Genomic DNA, 18,100 nt, shown 5'->3' on the forward strand with positions numbered 1-18,100 from the left:
CGCGCCGCCGCAACCATCAAGCGTGAGAGGGAGGGCGGCCGATCACTCGGCCTCGGTGCTCAACCCCAGCGCCGGGATGCCTATCGACCGGCGTCCGCCGAAATCCGACCGCACCACCACCGCGCCCTGCCGCTCCATATATTCGACGAGGCGGCGGACCCGGCCCGGCGAGCGCGTGCCATAAGCCGCGCCGAGCGCATCGTCGTCCGGGCAGGGCGATCCCTCCATCGCGGCGCGCCCGATCAGCAGGAAGGGCGCGAGCATGTCGTCGGGCAGGCGCGCCGCCGCGTCGAGCAGGTCGTGCCATTGCGGCTCGGCGGGATCGAAGATGCCCGCCTTCGCGAGCGCGAAGCGGCGCCGGAACTGCGCAAGGTCGAGCGGCACCTGCCGCAGCTTCTGCATCCGGCAGCGCACCGAAAAATCCTGATAGAGAAAGGATTCGGCATGAAAGCCGCACGCCGGGTCGGCGAGCATGTCGCGCAGCGCCGCGATGACCACGGGTTCGGGATCGATCGCCGGTGCCGGCTCCGACGGCGGGCCGTCGTCGATGGGCGATGTGGCGTCTTCGGCGGGGACGACGAAGCGCTCCATCAACTCCTGGGCCGCGACCGGGCGTGGGGCCGGGGCGGGGTGCGGCACGGGTTGGGCGTCGAGATTGGCGAAGAGCATCGTCTGCATATCGGCCGGCTCGGCGCTTGGCAGCGGCAACAGGCTGTGCGTGCCTGCGCGCGTCGCGGTGCGGGTCGAGCCGATACGGATCGATACCGGCCGCCGCGTGATCGCGGGACCAAGGCCGAGAAAGCAGCCGCGGTCGAGGTCGCGTATCTGCTCGGCCTGGCGGCGCTCCATGCCGAGCAGGTCGGCGGCGCGCGCCATGTCGATGTCGAGGAAGGTGCGCCCCATCAGGAAATTGCTCGCCTCCGCGGCAACATTCTTGGCGAGCTTTGCGAGCCGCTGCGTCGCGATGGCGCCGGCGAGGCCGCGCTTGCGGCCGCGGCACATCAAATTGGTCATCGCCGACAGCGAGGCGCGCCGGACCGCGTCGGATACTTCGCCCGCCGCGCTCGGCGCGAACATCTGGGCTTCGTCGACGACGACGAGCGCCGGGAACCAGTGTGCGCGCGGCGCATCGAACAAGGCGTTCAGGAAGACCGCGACGCAGCTCATCTGCGCCTCGATCTCCAGCGTGTCGAGGCTGAGGACGACCGAGGCGCGGTGTTCGCGGATGCGCGCGCCCATCGCCGCGATTTCGGCCTCGCTATAATCGCCTGCGTTGACGACGATGTGCGAATATTGGTCGGCGAGGGTGACGAAATCGCCCTCGGGATCGATCACGATCTGCTGGACGAGTCCCGCGCTTTCTTCGAGGAGGCGGCGGAGCAGGTGCGATTTGCCCGAACCCGAATTGCCCTGGACCAACAGGCGCGTCGCCAGCAATTCCTGGACATTGACATGAACGGGCCGCTGCGCGCCGTCGATTCCGATTTCGATGCTGTTGTCCACTGCGCAGCCCCTAACGAGGCGCCCGCGCCGTGACAACCGGGCTCGGCGTCCGGCGACGGCGCTCGCCTTGTCAGCGGATGATCGTCCCGCCTTTCATCACATGATCGATCCGTTCGAGGACGCGGATATCGGTCAGCGGGTCGGCCTTCACCGCGATCAGGTCGCCATAGCGGCCCGGCGCCACCGCGCCGACATCGCTACGGCCCATTTCTTCCGAAGCGCGGCCGGTCGCGGCCTGGATCGCCTGCATCGGCGTCATGCCATAACGGACCATATAGGCGAATTGCCGCGCGTTGAGCCCGTGCGGATAGACCCCCGCGTCGGTCGCGAAGCCGATCTTGATTCCCAATTCGACGGCCCGCCTGAACGCCGCGCGCTGCGTGTCGGTGGTTTCGCGATTCTTGCGCAAATATTCCTCGGGCCAACCCTCTTTCGTCCCGATGTCGTTGATGTAATCGCCGTTGTAGATGTCCATCGCGAGCCAGGTGCCGTGCGCCTTCGCCATTTGCAGCGCCTCTTCGTCGACGAGGCTTGCATGCTCGATGCTGTCGACCCCGGCACGGATCGCATTCTTGATCCCTTCGGCGCCATGCGCGTGAGCCGTGACGCGCTTGCCGCGTGCGTGGGCGACCGTCACGACGGCGCGAAGCTGATCCTCGGTGAGTTCGGGCGCACCGGGTTCGGTGCCGATCGCCAGCACCGCGCCGGTCGCAATCGTCTTGATGAAATCGGCGCCATGATCGAGCAGAAAGGCGGTCTTGTCCGCCGCCTCTTCGGGCGTCGCGGCGACTCCCAGCCGCATATCGGGCGGGAGCTGGTCATTGGGGACGACGCCGTTGAGTTCGCCGCCGCCGCCGGGGATGGTGATATAGGCGCCCGCGACCCGCATGCGCGGCCCCGGTACATCGCCGCGGTCGATCGCATTGCGGAGCGCGAGATCGGTCAGCCCGCGATAGGTGCCGACGTCGCGCACGCTGGTGAAGCCGGCGTCGAGCGTCACGCGTGCGTTGCGCGCGCCGACGAGCGCGGTTTCGGCGGGCGAGGCCTTCATCGGTGCGGCAAGATCGGCGCTCTGCCCCAGATCGGCGAGGTGCGTGTGCAGGTCGATCAGCCCGGGCAGCACGGTATAGGCCGACCAGTCGACGACCTGCGCGCCGTCGGGCGCCTTGCCGCACGGCGCGACCGCGACGATATGCTCGTCGGCGATGGTGATGCACTGGCCGGTGCGAACGGTGTCGGTCAGCCCGTCGATCAGGCGCCCGGCCTTTACATAGATGCTTGCCGCCGAAGCGGGCGCGGATGCCGCCGCCAGCGCGGCGATCAGAGCGAAACGTTGAAGGTGTCGCACTGGCGCGGATCTCCGGTTTCCAGGCCGCGGCGCAGCCAGCTCATGCGCTGTTCGCTCGTGCCGTGGGTGAAACTTTCAGGAACGGGACGCTGCCCGGCCGAGCGCATCAGCGTATCGTCGCCGATCGCGTTGGCGGCGCGCATCGCTTCTTCCATATCGCCGGGTTCCATCACCGGCTGACCGTCCTTCGTCCGCGCGCGATTGGCCCAGACGCCGGCGTAGCAGTCGGCCTGCAGCTCCATGCGAACCTGCAGTGCATTGCCCTCGGCCTGTGACGATCGCGCCTGCATCTGGCGAACCTTGTCCGAAATGCCGGTCAGCGTCTGGATGTGGTGACCGACTTCGTGCGCGACGACATAGGCCTGCGCCGCATCGCCGGCGGCGCCGAAGCGGCTCGCCAGTTCGTTGAAGAAAGCGGTGTCGAGGTAGACCCCTTGATCTACAGGGCAGTAGAACGGGCCCATCGCGGCCTGTGCCGCGCCGCAGCCCGACCGGTTTTCGTCGGTGAAGAAATTGAGCGTCGGCTTGCGATAGCCGTCGACAAGCTGCCCCCAGACCTGATGCGTCGAGCCGAAGACGTTGCAGGCGAATTTCTCCGCCGCCGTGTCGCAGGCAACCCCCTGCGGTGCGCCGCGGCTTTGCGCCATCGGGTCGGCGCTTCCGCCGCCGGTGCTGAGCAGGCTGGCGCCGGGACCGAGAAAGACGAAGGCGAGCACGCCGAGCAGCAGGATCGTCCCGCAGCCCATCTTGCGCCCGAGCAGCATCGGCAGCAGGCCGACGAGCAATCCGCCCATGCCGCCGCCCCCGCCGCCGAATCCGCCCCCGCCGCGACCGAGATCGCGAATATCGTCGCCGGGATCATAATCGTCGAGGCGCATGCCTGTCTCCGCCGTCAAAGCCTTGTCGTAAAACGGTTGTGGCAGCAGCACCCCGCAATTGGAAGGGGATTCGCGCTGCACAGCGCCCTTGCATTGTTCGCTGTTGCGGCGCACAAAAGACGTGGGTGCCGACCCAAAAGAGGATCGTTTCCGAGTCCATGCCTCGCCGCGCTGCCCGAGCCGCCCTGCCGCTTCCCGACCTTGTGGTGCTTGTCCTGCAGGGGGGCGGTGCGCTTGGCGCCTTTCAGGCCGGCGTTTACGAAGCGCTGATCGATCTGGGGATCGAACTCGACTGGGTCGCGGGTATTTCGATCGGTGCGATCAACGCCGCCATCATCGCGGGCAATCCGCGCGACGAGGCGGTCGGAAAGATGCGCGCCTTTTGGGAAGGCGTGTCGTCGGCGCTGCCCTCGCTACCGGTGGTCGACAATGATGCGGTGCGTGAGTGGGTGCATCTGGGCGCTGCCGCGCAGGTCGCGAGCTTCGGGGTCCCCGGTTTTTTCGTTCCGCGCATCCCGCCGCCGCTTTTCGCCGAACGGCAGACGCCTGCCGCGGTCAGCTATTATGATACGACGCCGCTGATCGCGACGCTCGACCGGCTGATCGACTGGGATCGGCTCAACACGGGCAACGTCCGGCTTTCGGTGGGCGCGGTCGCGGTCGAGACGGGCAATTTCCGTTATTTCGATACCCGCACCGACCGGATCGACGCGCGGCATATCATGGCGTCGGGCGCCTTGCCGCCGGGACTGCCGCCGATCGAGATCGACGGGCATTGGTATTGGGATGGCGGGCTGGTGTCGAACACGCCGCTCGAGCATGTGGTCGAGGCGGCGCACGAGGATATGCTCGTCTTTCAGGTCGATCTTTTCCCGGCGCGCGGCGATCGTCCGCACGATCTGGAAGAGGCCTGGTCGCGCGAAAAGGATATCCGCTATTCGAGCCGTACGCGGCGCATTTCCGACGGACTGGTGCGGCGGCGCAAGGAGCATGCGTTGATCGACCGGATGCTGGCGAAGTTGCCGCCCGAGGCGCGCGATCTGCCCGAGGTCAAGGCGGTGCAGAAGATGGTCGATTGCAAGGCGCTGAACGTCGTGCAGCTCATCCATCAACCGCCCGCCTGGCAGACCGGTGCGCGCGATTTCGAATTCTCGCGCTCGACGATGGAGGCCAATTGGGCACTCGGCCGCGCCGCGGTCGAAGCGGCGATGAAGGACGGGCATCTTCTTGCCGAAAGCATCGCCGAAGGGCGATCGGACAGTTTCGCGGTGCAGGCCGACCTGCTGCGGCCGAAGGCCGGCTGACCGTCATCATTATCTCCCCCCGAAGAAAGGATTATTTATGCGACTGCAAGGCAAGACGGCTCTCGTCACCGGATCGACGTCGGGCATCGGCCTCGGCATTGCCAAGGCGCTCGCCTCCGAGGGCGCGAACATCATCATCAACGGCTTCGGCGAAGAGGCGGCGATCGAAGCCGAACGCGCGGCGCTGCAGGTGCTGAACGGCGGCAAGGCCGTCTATGATGGTGCCGACCTGACCAAGCCCGACGAAATCGAAGCGATGTTCAAGCGCGCCGACAAGGACATGGGCGGCGTCGACATCCTCGTGAACAATGCGGGCATGCAATATGTCGCGCCGGTCGAGGATTTCCCGGTCGAAAAATGGGACATGATCATCGCGCTCAACCTGACCGCGGCCTTTCACACCATTCGCCACGCGGTTCCGGGGATGCGCAAGAAAGGATGGGGTCGGATCATCGGTACCGCATCGGCGCACTCGCTCGTCGCCTCGCCGTTCAAATCGGCCTATGTCACCGCAAAGCACGGCCTTGCGGGCCTGACCAAGACGGTTGCGCTGGAAGTTGCCGAAGCCGGCATCACCGTCAATTGCATCAGCCCGGGCTATGTCTGGACGCCGCTCGTCGAGAACCAGATCCCCGATACGATGAAGGCGCGGCATATGACGCGCGAGCAGGTCATCAACGACGTGCTGCTCGCCGGTCAGCCGACCAAGCAGTTCGTTACGGTCGAACAGGTGGCCGCGATCGCCGCCTTCCTGACCCGCGACGAGGCCGCGAACATCACCGGCGCCAATCTGAGCGTCGATGGCGGCTGGACCGCCGCCTGAGGGCGCTTGCGCGCGTCCCGCCCTTGAGCATTCGTCCGTCGCCTCCTAAGGGTTAACCAAAGCCGATCAGGAGAGACGGAGAATGCGGGGTCGCACTACGCTTGTTTCCACCCTGGCGCTGGGGTTGACCCTTGGCGCCTGCCAGACCGTGCCCTCCGTGCCGCCTTCGGCGGCCGACGCCCCTGCGTCCGCAGGAACGTGGCGCGCGACGGCGACCGATCAGGACAAGGAACGCATACGCAGCTGGCACAAGAGCTGGCAGGCGGCGCTGACCGATGCGCGCGCGAAAGGCTATGGCGCCGATATCGAGCGCGAGGGCGTTTTGCTCGAGCCGATGGCGGCGCTGCCCAATCCGCACATTCCCGCCGGCGATTACCGGTGCCGGACGATCAAGCTCGGTACGCAGGGGCGCAGCACGCTCGCCTATATCGCCTATGACTGGTTCCGGTGCCGCATCGCCGACGAGCAGGGCATCGCGAGCTTCGTCAAGCTGACCGGATCGCAGCGCCCCGTGGGCCTGATCTTTCCCGACAGCCTGAACCGGCAGGTCTTTCTGGGCACGCTGCAGCTTGGCGACGAACGGCTGGCCATCGATTATGGTACCGACCGCATGCGCGATATGGCGGGGCTGGTCGAACGGATCGGCGACAATCGCTGGCGGCTGGTGCTGCCCGCGCCGGCCTATGAATCCTTGCTCGACGTGATCGAGCTGGTTCCCGCAAACTGACGGACAAATTTGGCGGGCGAGATTGACGGACAAAGGGGGATTTATGCGGATTTTGTGGACGGGCGTTGCGGCACTGGCGCTGACGATGCCGGCGGCGGCGCAATCGCTGGGCGATCAGGTGCAGCAGCAGATGCCCTCGCTGATGACGATCTACAAGGATCTGCACGCCAACCCCGAACTCAGCTTCATGGAGGTGCGCTCGGCCGGCATTCTCGCCGCCGAAGCGCGCAAGCTCGGCTTCGATGTCACCGAAAAGGTTGGCGGAACCGGCGTCGTCGCCGTGATGAAGAACGGCCCCGGTCCGGTGGTGCTGGTGCGCGCGGACATGGACGGATTGCCGGTGACCGAACAGACGGGCCTGCCCGGTGCGTCAAAGGTTCGCGTGACCACCAAGGAAGGCGTCGAAACCGGCGTGATGCATGCGTGCGGCCACGATACGCACATGACGTCGTGGATCGGCACCGCGCGGCTGATGGCGGCGAACAAGGATAAATGGTCGGGAACGCTGGTGATGATCGGCCAACCCGCCGAGGAGCGCGGCGCGGGCGCCCGGATGATGCTCGAAGATGGGCTCTATACCCGCTTTCCCAAGCCGCAATATGCGCTCGCCTTCCACGACGCGGCGCAGTTTCCGGCCGGAGCGATCGGCTATACGCCGGGCTATGCGCTCGCCAATGTCGATAGCGTCGACATATTGGTGAAGGGGGTCGGTGGTCATGGCGCCTATCCGCAGGCAACCAAGGATCCGATCGTGCTGGCGAGCCGGATCGTCACCGCGCTGCAAACGCTCGTGTCGCGTGAAATCAGCCCGCTCGTCAGCGCGGTCGTCACCGTGGGCAGTTTCCATGCCGGGGCAAAGCATAATATCATCCCCGACGAGGCGCGGCTGCAGTTGACGGTTCGCAGCTATACCGACGAGGTGCGCAACCATCTGCTCGACGGCATTGCGCGCGTAGCGAAAGGCGAAGCGATCGCCGCAGGCCTCCCCGACGACAAATTGCCGGTGGTCAGCGTCGAAAAGGACGAATTCACGCCCTCGACCTTCAACACCCCCGATTTTACCGAGGATATGGCAGCGTTCCTGACGACGCGCTTTGGCGACAAGCGCGTGATCAAGATGCCGCCGGTCATGGGCGGCGAGGATTTCGGCCGCTTCTCACGCGACGACAAGGACATCAAGAGCCTGATCATCTGGGTCGGCGGCGTGCCGCAGGCCGAACTCGATGCGGCGAAGAAGGAAGGGCGGACCCTGCCCAGCCTTCACTCGCCCTTCTGGGCGCCCGACGCGCCCGCCGTCATCTCGACCGCGACCGAGGCGCTGACGTCGATGGCGATGAAGCTGATGCCGAAGGGGTAATCGGCGACTTGGGGCCGACGCGCTGACCTGATTCTGGCGCTCGGCCCTGCGCACGCTCGATCTGGCCCCGGCGCCATTTCCCAAATAAATTGGGATGGACCTGTTGGTGGCCCTGTGGTGAGCAAAAGCCATGTCTGCGCATGACCCATTTCCCGGCTTGTCCGCACGCCTGACCGACCGGGAAATGGAAGTTTTGCGCCTGCTGGTCGCGGGACATACCGTCAAGACCATCGCGGCGCGTCTGGGGCGTTCGGAAACCTCGATCAACGAGCGCCTGCGCTCCGCCCGCCGCAAGACGGGGGTCGGCAGCAGCCGCGAATTGGCGCGCCTTCTCGATCTCCAAAAAACTTGTGACGAAAATATCGATCTTCCGAAACGACACCCCGATGTGGAGCCGTTGGCGCACACCGCAACCATCGGGGTTCGCGGTTCGAAAGGATTGATCGCCATGCTCTTTGCAATATCCCTGGCCGCCGCCGGATTGATGTTTGCGGCCGCCCCGTCCGATGACCAGCCGGGTTCATCGAACGCCGCCCATGATACGGCATCGCGTTCCTTGCCGCTGGTCGGAAGCTGGTCGCTGGACGCATCGCAGTTGCCCGAAAAAGAACGGCCCCGGCGGGTGACGATCAGCTTCCGGCCGGCGCAGGACGGCAAGTGGACGACGCGCGTCGAAATCGTCGCGCCCGACGGCTCGGTCAAATATTCGGAATCGACCGCCGCGCTCGATGGCGTCGCCGTGCCGATCACCGGCAATATGGGGTTCATCGACACCGTCGCCCTGCGTCAGCCGGCACCGGACACGTTGGTGATGACTTTGGGAAAGGCAGGCACCCGGGTGTCGACGCGGGTCTATACCGTCGCCAAGGATCTGAAATCGATGACCGAAACGATCGTCTGGTCGAGCGACAATAGCCAAAAGCTGGAAACCACGCATTTCAATCGCGTCGAGTGATCGACGCGTAGCGTCCCGCCGCCGGCAGGCGTCCTCCCAAATGTCCCCGGGAGGACTTGCAAGCGGCGGGGCGCTATCCTACATTTGAAAAGTGCGGGCCGGGCCCCTCTGGCGTCGGCGGGATATTTCCCGCCACGTGATGTCGGACCGCATCGGGTGACACCGATGCCTTGGCGGCCCATCCTCCCCCCTACCAAAGGGCCCGGCATCGGCGTCACCTGCTTTTGAGCAATCTCAATCAGGAGGCGCCTTATGTCCATGAATACCCACATTTATCGATTGACCGTGCTGCACCGCAAGCTCGACGACGCCGTGCGTCGCGAGCGCGGACGGCGTGGCGGCGATCCGTTTCGCCTGTTGCGGCTGAAGAAGCTGAAGCTGGCGGTCAAGGATCGCCTTGCCATGCTCGCGCGGCGCCCGGCCTTCGGCCGCTAACCATCGATAATCCATGATATGGGCGCGTCGCTTGCGAGCGGCGCGTCCCTTCTTTTGGGACGGACGCATATGGAATTTCTGTTTTCCGACTGGCTCGGCACGCCGGTCTGGTTCTGGGCCGCCTTCATCGGCCTTGTCGTCGCGCTGACCGCATTCGACCTTGGCATCCTGCACAAGGAGAACAAGGAGATGGGGATCGGCGAGAGCCTGAAGCTCTCGGCGCTCTATATCGGCATCGCGCTGGCCTTCGGCGCCTGGATCTGGGCGGAGAAGGGCGGCGAGGCCGGCCTGCAATATTATACGGGCTTCTTCATCGAGAAGGCGCTGTCGATCGACAATATCTTCGTTATCTCGCTGATCTTCGCGACTTTTGCCATCCCCGCGCGCTATCAGTATCGCGCGCTGCTGTGGGGCATCGTCGCGGTGATCGTGCTGCGCGGGATCATGATCGCGGGCGGCGCGGCGCTGGTTACCGAATATGAATGGCTGCTCTATGTCTTCGCCGCCTTTCTGGTCTTCACCGGCGTCAAGATGCTGTTCGCGAGCGACAAGCCGATGGACGTTGCGGGCAATCCGGTCGTCCGCTGGCTGTCACGGCACATTCCGATCACGCCCGACCTGCACGGCGAAAAATTCTTCGTCCGCACGATCGACAAGAAGAGCGGCAAGCTCGCGCTCGCCGCGACGCCGTTGTTCCTGGCGCTGGTGGTCATCAATCTGGCCGACCTCGTGTTCGCGGTCGATAGTGTGCCGGCGATCTTCGCGATCACGACCGACACCTTCATCGTCTATACGTCGAACATCATGGCGATCCTCGGTCTTCGCGCGCTCTATTTCGCGCTCGCCGCGATGGTGCACCGTTTCCACTATCTGAAATATGCGCTGGCGCTGGTGCTCGTCTTCATCGGGTCGAAGATCTTCGTCGCCGACTTCCTGCTCGGCGGGGCCAAATTCCCGCCGCTGATCAGCCTGGGCGTCACGGTCGCGTTGATCGCCGGCGGCGTGCTCTGGTCGCTCGTTAAGACGAAGGACGGCGACGCATCGGCATCCACATAGGAAGCGTGCGGGCCGTCTTTACCTCCCGACAGGGTGGAGGCGGCCCGAACTGCAGCCTGCATGGGAACTCCAGCAGAAAATGCCGGAGCGGCCAGCGGACCGGATTAGATCGACAGGACGAGCGTGTCTTCGTCCTTCGGCGCCACGGGCTCAAAGGCCGGGAGCGGGTCGAAGCCTTCGTCGACCAGCTCGGTCTGCGCCAGTCCATCGAGCTTGAAATGGCCGAGCCGGCGCTCGTCGTCGGAACGCCAATTCTTGTCGAGGTTGAGCGCGCTGACGAACAGCGCGCCGTGGCGTTCGAACATCAGATGCGGCGCGAGGCGCATCACATTGCCATTGTAGCGCGCAGTCACGGTTCGCTTGCGCGCGATAGCTTCCATCAGTTTCAGTCGGGTATCGTTCATGGGGAGATGCCGTTTGTGGGGAGAGGGATTTTTCTATTTCCCCCATAATGCACGCAAATCGGCGGGATACAAGGCCAATGGGGTAAGTCACCGTATCCAGGCAAAAATGCCCGCCGGACATCGATCGACGTCCGGCGGGCAGGCTTTCCTCCCCAGGAAAGCTCGGAAGGCGCGGGGGGCAACGAAAACCCCCGCGCCAAACTGGGTCAGGCGGCGAACTGGTTCATCGTATTGTCCTTGCCCGCGGCCTTCAGAGCCGCTTCGCCGGCGAAATATTCCTTGTGGTCGTCGCCGATGTCGCTGCCCGACATGTTCTGATGCTTCACGCAGGCGATGCCCTGGCGGATTTCCTTGCGCTGGACGCCCTTGACGTAGCCGAGCATCGCTTCGTCGCCGAAATATTCCTTGGCGAGATTGTCGGTGCTGAGCGCCGCAGTGTGATAGGTCGGCAGCGTGATGAGGTGGTGGAAGATGCCCGCCCGCTTCGCCGCGTCGCGCTGGAAGGTGCGGATGCGGTTGTCGGCTTCGATCGACAGCTCCGTCTCGTCATAATCGGCGCTCATCAGCTTGGCGCGATCATAGGCGCTGACGTCCTTGCCTTCGGCCTGCCAGCTGTCGAACACCTGCTGGCGGAAGTTGAGCGTCCAGTTGAAGCTCGGCGAATTATTATAGGCGAGTTTCGCATTGGGGACGACTTCGCGGATGCGATCGACCATGCCGGCGATCTGTTCGATGTGCGGCTTTTCGGTTTCGATCCACAGCAGGTCGGCGCCGTTCTGAAGGCTGGCGATGCAGTCCATAACGCAGCGATCCTCGCCAGTTCCGGGGCGGAACTGATAAAGGTTCGAGGGCAGGCGCTTCGGGCGCATCAGCTTGCCGTCGCGGTTGATCAGGACGTCGCCGGGGTTGCCCGCGCCTTCGACCTCTTCGCAGTCGAGGAAGCTGTTATACCGGTCGCCAAGGTCGCCGGGTTCCTTCGAGAAGGCGATCTGCTTGGTCAGGCCCGCGCCGAGGCTGTCGGTGCGCGTCACGATGATCCCATCCTCGACGCCGAGTTCCATGAAGGCGTAGCGGCAGGCGCGGATCTTCGCGATAAAGTCTTCGTGCGGCACGGTGACCTTGCCGTCCTGGTGACCGCACTGCTTTTCGTCCGAAACCTGATTTTCGATCTGCAGCGCGCAGGCGCCGGCTTCGATCATCTTCTTGGCGAGCAGGTAGGTCGCCTCGGCATTGCCGAAGCCCGCGTCGATGTCGGCAATGATCGGCACGACATGCGTTTCATAATTGTCGATTGCGGCCTGAACCTGCTTGGCCTTGAGTTCGTCGCCCTCGGCGCGCGCGGCGTCGAGATCGCGGAACAGCATGCCGAGTTCGCGGGCGTCGGCCTGACGCAGGAAGGTGTAGATTTCCTCGATCAGCGCCGGGACGCTGGTCTTTTCGTGCATCGACTGGTCGGGCAGCGGACCGAATTCGCTGCGCAGCGCCGCAATCATCCAGCCCGACAGATAGATGTAGCGGCCCTTGGTGGTGCCGAAATGCTTCTTGACCGAGATCATCTTCTGCTGCGCGATGAAGCCGTGCCAGCAGCCGAGCGACTGGGTGTAGTTGGCGGGATCGGCGTCATAGGCGGCCATATCGGCGCGCATGATCCGCGCGGTGTAGCGGGCGATGTCGAGGCCGGTGCGGAACTTGTTCTGGGCGCGCATGCGCGCGACGCTCTCGCCGCTGATGCCGTCCCAGGTGCCATCATAGTCGCGGATGAGGCGGCCAGCCTGTGCCATGTCTTCCTGATAACCCATCGTCATATCCTTGTGAGAGGTGATGGGTGGATGGTGGCGAAAGTGCCGCCGAAAGTGAAAAGCTTTGTCAATAATATTTGTGAAATATGGCCATCAGGTGTAAATCAGCATGTAAATCAGTAAAGAAAGTTACAATTATGGCGGAGCGGCGGGTGTTTGCAGGGCCGGCGGTGCGCAAGGTCCGGCGCGAAGCGGCGATGACGCAGGCGGCGATGGCCGAGGCGCTCGATATTTCGCCGAGCTATCTCAACCTGATCGAGCATGGTCAGCGGCCGTTGTCGGCGACGGTGATCGTGCGCCTGGCCGAGCGTTTCGGCTTCGATGCCGCAAAATTGGGCGCCGAGGACGTGCTCGGCGGGCTTGCAGGCCTGCGGCGGCGGCTTGCCGATCCGCGTTTCGCCGATCTCGGCATCGGCGCGCAGGAGGTCGATGAATGGCTGCAGACTGCGCCCACGACCGCCGCGGCCTTTGCACGGCTGTTCGACGCGGCGCCAGAGGGGCGCGCGGACGTGGAGGGCGATGCCCCCGAAGTGGCCGCGGTGCGCCGCGCCATCGAGAAATGGCGCAACCATTTCCCCGACCTCGACGCTCGCGCCGAGGAACTGGCCGATGAATTGCGCCTTGCGGGCGGTGACCTTTACGGCACGATTTCGGAGCGGCTGCGTACGCGCCACCAGCTCGGCATCCGCATCCTGCCCGCCGATGTCATGCCCGACCGGCTCCGCTGGCTCGACTGGCATGCGCGGCAATTGATGCTGAACGAACTGCTGCGCCCGGCAAGCCGGACCTTTCAGGCGGCGGCGACGCTGGCGCAGATCGAGGCGAAGGACGAGATCGATGCGCTGATTGCCGGCGCGGAATTTGCCGAAGCGGCAGCGGCGCGGCTGTTCGAGCGGCACCTGATCCAATATTTCGCGAGCGCGCTGATGATGCCCTATGGCCGCTTCCTGCGCGCCTGTGATGCGACGGGTTACGATCTGCTGTTGCTGCAGCGCCGCTTCGGGGCGAGCTTCGAGCAGGTGGCGCATCGGTTGACGACGCTGCAGCGCGTGGGTGCGCGCGGGCTGCCCTTCTTCATGCTGCGCATCGACCGCGCGGGGCAGGGGAGCAAGCGCTATGCCGGCGCGAGCCAGTCGCCGCTCGTCGACGGCGATGCGCGCTGTCCCTTGTGGGGCGTCCACGAAGCGTTCGCGCGCCCCGGCGAAGTGGTCGCCGATCTCGTCGAACTGGAAGACGGATCGCGCTGGTTCACGCAGAGCCGCAACGTGGCGGCGCCCGGCGCGACGGGGGGCGGGACGCCGGCGCGGTTCGCGGTGTGCGTCGGCGTCGATGCCAAGGTTGCGGCGCCGCTGATCGCCGCGCGCGGTCTGGACCTGATGCGCAGCGCCGCGACGCCGATCGGCCTTGGTTGTCGTCGCTGCACGCGGACCGGCTGCGTCCAGCGATCGGCGCCGCCGATCGGTCGCCCGCTGCGCTTTCGCGATGGCGAACGCGGCGTGAGCGCCTTCGATTTCGCGGGCGATTGAGTTTCCGTCCCAAAACGGGGCAGCGCATATACCCGCTTTTAAGAAAGTCTATGTAGCGCCGGAGGTTGGCATCGGGGGGATGCCAAGGACCTGTTGGGACCGCGCGTTATGTTGGTTCGGATAAAGCCCGAAGAGGCTCAGATCGGGATGTTCGTCCACGGCTTTGAAGGCTCGTGGTTCGATCACCCATTTTGGCGTCGGCATTTTCGCGTCGAAACGATGGAACAATTGCTGCGTATCCGCGCCTCCGCAATCGACGCGCTGATCATCGACAAGAGCCGCAGCGACATCGATGAAGCGACAGACGCGCCGTGGCCCGAGTCGGTCGCGGCGAAACTTCCTGCGCGTCCCCAGCCATCGCGCGCCGCGGCACGGCCGATCGCCTGGCCCGAGCCCATGGTGCCCCCGCCTCCGCCGCCGCGCGACGAACCGCGCCAGCGCAAGGGCTATGCCGCCGAATGTCGCCGCGCGCGCCGCGCCATCGAACGGTCGCGCGAAGCGGTCAGCGAAATGTTCGAGACGGCTCGGCTGGGCCGCGCGGTCGAGGCCCGGCGGATGGTGCCGCTCGCCAAATCGATCGGCGCGTCGATCGAACGCGATCCCAAGGCGCTGATCAATCTCGTCCGCCTGAAGGAAAAGGACCAATATACCTATCTCCATTCGGTGGCGGTGTGCGCGCTGATGATGAATTTCGCGCGGCATCTGGAACTCGATGAGCGCGTCGTGCAGGATCTGGGCGTCGCCGGACTGCTTCACGATGTCGGCAAGATTGCGATTTCGGACGACATTTTGACCAAGTCGGGGGCGCTGTCGGATCTTGAGCGCGATTCGGTGCGCGGGCATCCGGCGGCTGGCCACCAATTGCTCGCCAATTCGAAGGATGTTCCCGAGGCGGCGCTCGAAGTCTGCCTGCGGCACCATGAGAAGGTCGATGGCGCCGGCTATCCCGATGGCCTGTCGGGCGAGGCATTGTCGCTGTTCGCGCGGATGGGTGCCATCTGCGACGTCTATGACGCGGTGACGTCGGAGCGTCCCTACAAGGATCCGTGGACGCCGTGCGAGGCGCTGACCGAAATGCAGCAATGGCACGGGCATTTCGATAGCCGTCTGCTCGAACAATTCGCCGACAGCCTGGGCATTTATCCGGTCGGGACGCTGGTGCGGCTGTCGTGCGGCGAACTGGGCGTCGTGACGGGCAGCGCGGGCGACTATGCTGAGGATGTCATGGTGCGCATCTTCTTCGACTGCGAGACGCTGACCGAGATCGCGTTCCACGACCGCGCCATCGGGCCATCGGCAGATAATCCGCGTATTGTCGGACGCGACAGCCCGACCTTCTGGCGCTTCGCCGACTGGGACGCGATGCGCCAGCGGATATTGGCAGCGCAGGTCGATTTCCTGCCCGCGGAGGAGAATGGCGCGCGCCTCGCGCCCTAACCGCGTGCCTTGGCCGCGGCACGGACGTCCTGCGAGCGGTCGAGCGGCATGACGAGAATGTCGTCGCCGTCGACGATGACCGCGACGCCTTCCATCCCGACGAGCGACACGCGCTTGCCGCCGGCACGGACAAGATTGCCGTGACTGTCGTGCAGGAACGCGTCGCCGCTGACCGCATTGCCGTCGGCATCCTTGCCGCCAGCCAGAGCGTGGACGGCCTGCCAACTTCCGAGATCCGACCAGCCCATCGCCACGGGAACGACGGCGACGCGGTCGTCCTTTTCCATCACCGCATAGTCGATCGAATCGGAGGGCGCGGCGGCAAAGGCGTCGGCGTCGGCATAGAGCGCGTCGCCGTCATATCGGCCCGCGGCGACGGCGCGGTCGGCGGCTTCGAAGATCGCGCGGCAATGGGTGAGCATCGCATCGCGCATGCGGCCAGCGCGAAACAGGAAAATGCCCGCGTTCCAGCTATAACCGCCTGCAGCCAGCATATGTTCGGCCTCGGCCAGGGGCGGCTTTTCCACGAAGCGGGCGACCGCGAAACCATCGTCGCCGAGCGCGGCGCCGCTGGCGATATAGCCGAAGCCGGTTTCGGGGCGGTCGGGGGCGATGCCGAAGGTGACGAGCCAGTCCTGCTGCGCCAGATGCGCGCCCTTGGCGATGGCGGCGTGGAAGGCGGAAACGTCGGCGATGATATGGTCGCTGGGCATGACGAGCAGCAAGCTGTCGGCGTCGGCGCGCGCCACCGCAAGCGCGATGGCGGCGGCGGTGTTGCGCGGCATCGGTTCGACGAGCAGCGCGGCCTCATGATCGCCCATCTGGTCGCGCACGGTCGCGACATGGCCTGTCCCGCACAGGATCACGGGCGGCGTGAAATGCGCCCCGGCTGGGGTGCGGGCGACGGTCTGCCGGAACAGGCTTTCGGAGCCGGTCAGCGGCAGGAATTGCTTGGCGCGATCACCGCGCGATTCGGGCCAGAGACGGGTACCCGCGCCGCCGCACAGGATGATCGGTTGAATTTCGGTACTCATCCCCTGGCTCTATCCTCTGTCAGTCGCGCGGTCATCCCCGAATAGGGTCCGGCGCGAGTGTAAAATTAACCGACACTTCACGCCTCGACCTTAGGATGTCAGCCCGAAAGGGCCAGGCGCAACATGTTCCGTTTGTTCAAACATTATGTCCCGCACGCGGTCGTCTGGCTCGCGCTGCTGGAATTTGCGGCGCTGTTTGCGTCTGCCAATGCGGCGTGGGCGCTTTATGCGCATATCGCCGGCTTCGATGCCGGTGACTTCAGCGATCGCTGGTTGCCGCTCACCACCTTTGCCGTCGCCAATTCGCTCGCGATGATGGCGACCGGCATGTATGGCGCCGAAGCGCTGCGATCGATGAAATTCGCGACGGCGCGCCTGCTCGCCGCAGTGTCGCTGGGCGTCATTTTCCTTTCGGTGGTCGGCTTTCTTCTGCCGACCGCGACGCTGTGGCGCGTCAACAGCTTTTACGCGATGGGATTGGCGATCGCGGCGCTGTTTCTCATCCGGCTGGCACTGACGCAAAGTGCGGGCGCCGATGCGTTCAAGCGGCGCATCCTCGTGCTGGGCGCCGGCGCGCGCGCGGCGCGGCTGCGCGCGCTGGCCGAGGCGCCGGGAAGCGGCATCGACGTCGTCGGCTTCGTTGCGATGACCGGGAACGAGCGCACGATTGCCGAGGCGGTCCCACGCGAAGCGATCGCCAACCTGTCCGACCATGTCGTTGCGCTGCGCGCGGGCGAGGTCGTGCTCGCGATGGAGGAGCGGCGCAATGCGCTGCCGCTCGCCGATCTGCTGCGCGTCAAGACCACCGGCGTGCATGTCAACGACATCGCCAGCTTCATCGAACGCGAAACGGGCCGCGTCGATCTGGCGACGACAAACCCCAGCGTTCTGATCTTTTCCGACGGTTTTTCGGCGGGGCAACGCATCTCCAAGGTCGGCAAACGGCTGTTCGATATCGTTGCCAGCCTGATCGTGCTGGTGATCGGCCTGCCGCTCGCGCTGATCGCGGCGCTTGCCGTGAAACTCGATAGCAAGGGGCCGGTCCTCTATCGCCAGCCGCGCGTCGGTTTGTTCGGCGAACCTTATAATATCTTGAAGATCCGTTCGATGCGCACCGATGCCGAAGCGGCGGGCAAGGCGGTGTGGGCGGCGGAAAACGACCCCCGCATCACGCGCGTCGGCCACATCATCCGCAAGCTGCGCATCGACGAACTGCCGCAGCTCTGGTGCGTGCTGAAAGGCGAGATGAGCTTCGTTGGCCCGCGCCCCGAACGGCCGAGCTTCGTCGACGAACTCGAACGCCAGCTGCCCTATTATGCCGAACGCCATATGGTGAAGCCCGGCCTGACCGGCTGGGCGCAGATCAACTATCCCTATGGCGCGTCGGTCGAGGATGCGCGGGTGAAGCTGGAATATGATCTTTATTATGCAAAGAATTATTCGCCCTTCCTCGATCTTCTGATCCTGCTCCAGACGGTGCGCGTCGTGCTGTGGCCGGAGGGCGCGCGCTGACG

16 protein-coding genes are annotated in these 18,100 nt (G+C 65.1%); 10 read left to right on the forward strand and 6 right to left on the reverse strand.

The window, feature by feature from the left end; genetic code table 11:
• Positions 1 to 42: 42 nt before the first annotated feature.
• From MU856_RS05355 to MU856_RS05365, 3 genes are all read right to left on the reverse strand, one after another.
• Complete coding sequence (locus MU856_RS05355) at positions 43 to 1,503, reverse strand: helicase HerA domain-containing protein (protein ID WP_062902300.1); 1,461 nt, start codon at positions 1,501 to 1,503, stop codon at positions 43 to 45.
• Positions 1,504 to 1,573: 70 nt separating this feature from the next.
• Entirely contained in the window at positions 1,574 to 2,851 is a 1,278-nt protein-coding gene (locus MU856_RS05360) for a metal-dependent hydrolase family protein (RefSeq protein ID WP_062902301.1), read from the reverse strand.
• Positions 2,824 to 3,729: a neutral zinc metallopeptidase gene (locus MU856_RS05365; protein ID WP_217373348.1), complete on the reverse strand. Its 906-nt coding sequence runs from the start codon at positions 3,727 to 3,729 to the stop codon at positions 2,824 to 2,826. Before MU856_RS05365 ends, MU856_RS05360 begins: the two co-directional genes overlap by 28 nt.
• A gap of 158 nt (positions 3,730 to 3,887) precedes the next feature.
• On the opposite strand from MU856_RS05365, the gene MU856_RS05370 reads away from it, so the two are divergent.
• From MU856_RS05370 to MU856_RS05400, 7 genes are all read left to right on the forward strand, one after another.
• A complete protein-coding gene (locus MU856_RS05370; protein ID WP_062766861.1) occupies positions 3,888 to 5,033 on the forward strand; it encodes a patatin-like phospholipase family protein in 1,146 nt (381 codons plus the stop codon).
• Between the two features lie 37 nt (positions 5,034 to 5,070).
• Entirely contained in the window at positions 5,071 to 5,856 is a 786-nt protein-coding gene (locus MU856_RS05375; protein WP_263588532.1) for a 3-hydroxybutyrate dehydrogenase, read from the forward strand.
• Positions 5,857 to 5,938: 82 nt separating this feature from the next.
• Positions 5,939 to 6,583 (forward strand): DUF4893 domain-containing protein, encoded by a 645-nt coding sequence (locus tag MU856_RS05380; protein WP_263588533.1) that lies wholly within the window; start codon positions 5,939 to 5,941, stop codon positions 6,581 to 6,583.
• Positions 6,584 to 6,626: 43 nt separating this feature from the next.
• A complete protein-coding gene (locus MU856_RS05385) occupies positions 6,627 to 7,940 on the forward strand; it encodes an amidohydrolase (RefSeq protein WP_263588534.1) in 1,314 nt (437 codons plus the stop codon).
• 130 nt (positions 7,941 to 8,070) lie between these two features.
• Complete coding sequence (locus MU856_RS05390) at positions 8,071 to 8,895, forward strand: helix-turn-helix domain-containing protein (protein WP_263588535.1); 825 nt, start codon at positions 8,071 to 8,073, stop codon at positions 8,893 to 8,895.
• A gap of 252 nt (positions 8,896 to 9,147) precedes the next feature.
• Positions 9,148 to 9,330, forward strand: coding sequence for a DUF465 domain-containing protein (locus MU856_RS05395; protein WP_234180278.1), 183 nt, complete (start codon positions 9,148 to 9,150; stop codon positions 9,328 to 9,330).
• A gap of 69 nt (positions 9,331 to 9,399) precedes the next feature.
• Entirely contained in the window at positions 9,400 to 10,386 is a 987-nt protein-coding gene (locus tag MU856_RS05400; RefSeq protein WP_062766869.1) for a TerC family protein, read from the forward strand.
• 104 nt (positions 10,387 to 10,490) lie between these two features.
• Here MU856_RS05400 and MU856_RS05405 read toward each other — a convergent pair whose 3' ends face one another.
• The gene (locus MU856_RS05405) at positions 10,491 to 10,790 is read right to left on the reverse strand and encodes a hypothetical protein (RefSeq protein ID WP_003044268.1); all 300 of its coding nucleotides are present in this window, start codon (positions 10,788 to 10,790) and stop codon (positions 10,491 to 10,493) included.
• Positions 10,791 to 10,996: 206 nt separating this feature from the next.
• A complete protein-coding gene (locus MU856_RS05410; RefSeq protein WP_062902306.1) occupies positions 10,997 to 12,589 on the reverse strand; it encodes an isocitrate lyase in 1,593 nt (530 codons plus the stop codon).
• A gap of 137 nt (positions 12,590 to 12,726) precedes the next feature.
• On the opposite strand from MU856_RS05410, the gene MU856_RS05415 reads away from it, so the two are divergent.
• Entirely contained in the window at positions 12,727 to 14,115 is a 1,389-nt protein-coding gene (locus MU856_RS05415; RefSeq protein WP_062902307.1) for a helix-turn-helix domain-containing protein, read from the forward strand.
• Positions 14,116 to 14,223: 108 nt separating this feature from the next.
• Positions 14,224 to 15,552: an HD-GYP domain-containing protein gene (locus MU856_RS05420; RefSeq protein ID WP_217373352.1), complete on the forward strand. Its 1,329-nt coding sequence runs from the start codon at positions 14,224 to 14,226 to the stop codon at positions 15,550 to 15,552.
• Here the strand turns inward: MU856_RS05420 and MU856_RS05425 are convergent.
• The gene (locus tag MU856_RS05425) at positions 15,549 to 16,586 is read right to left on the reverse strand and encodes a mannose-1-phosphate guanylyltransferase (RefSeq protein WP_217373353.1); all 1,038 of its coding nucleotides are present in this window, start codon (positions 16,584 to 16,586) and stop codon (positions 15,549 to 15,551) included. The two genes, MU856_RS05420 and MU856_RS05425, sit on opposite strands and share 4 nt — an antisense overlap.
• Positions 16,587 to 16,709: 123 nt before the next feature.
• On the opposite strand from MU856_RS05425, the gene MU856_RS05430 reads away from it, so the two are divergent.
• Positions 16,710 to 18,098 carry a TIGR03013 family XrtA/PEP-CTERM system glycosyltransferase gene (locus MU856_RS05430; RefSeq protein ID WP_062902310.1) on the forward strand — a complete coding sequence of 463 codons (1,389 nt, stop codon included), beginning with the start codon at positions 16,710 to 16,712 and terminating at the stop codon, positions 18,096 to 18,098.
• Positions 18,099 to 18,100: the final 2 nt, after the last annotated feature.

The organism is Sphingopyxis sp. GC21 (genome assembly GCF_025727575.1).
Lineage (GTDB): Bacteria > Pseudomonadota > Alphaproteobacteria > Sphingomonadales > Sphingomonadaceae > Sphingopyxis > Sphingopyxis terrae_A.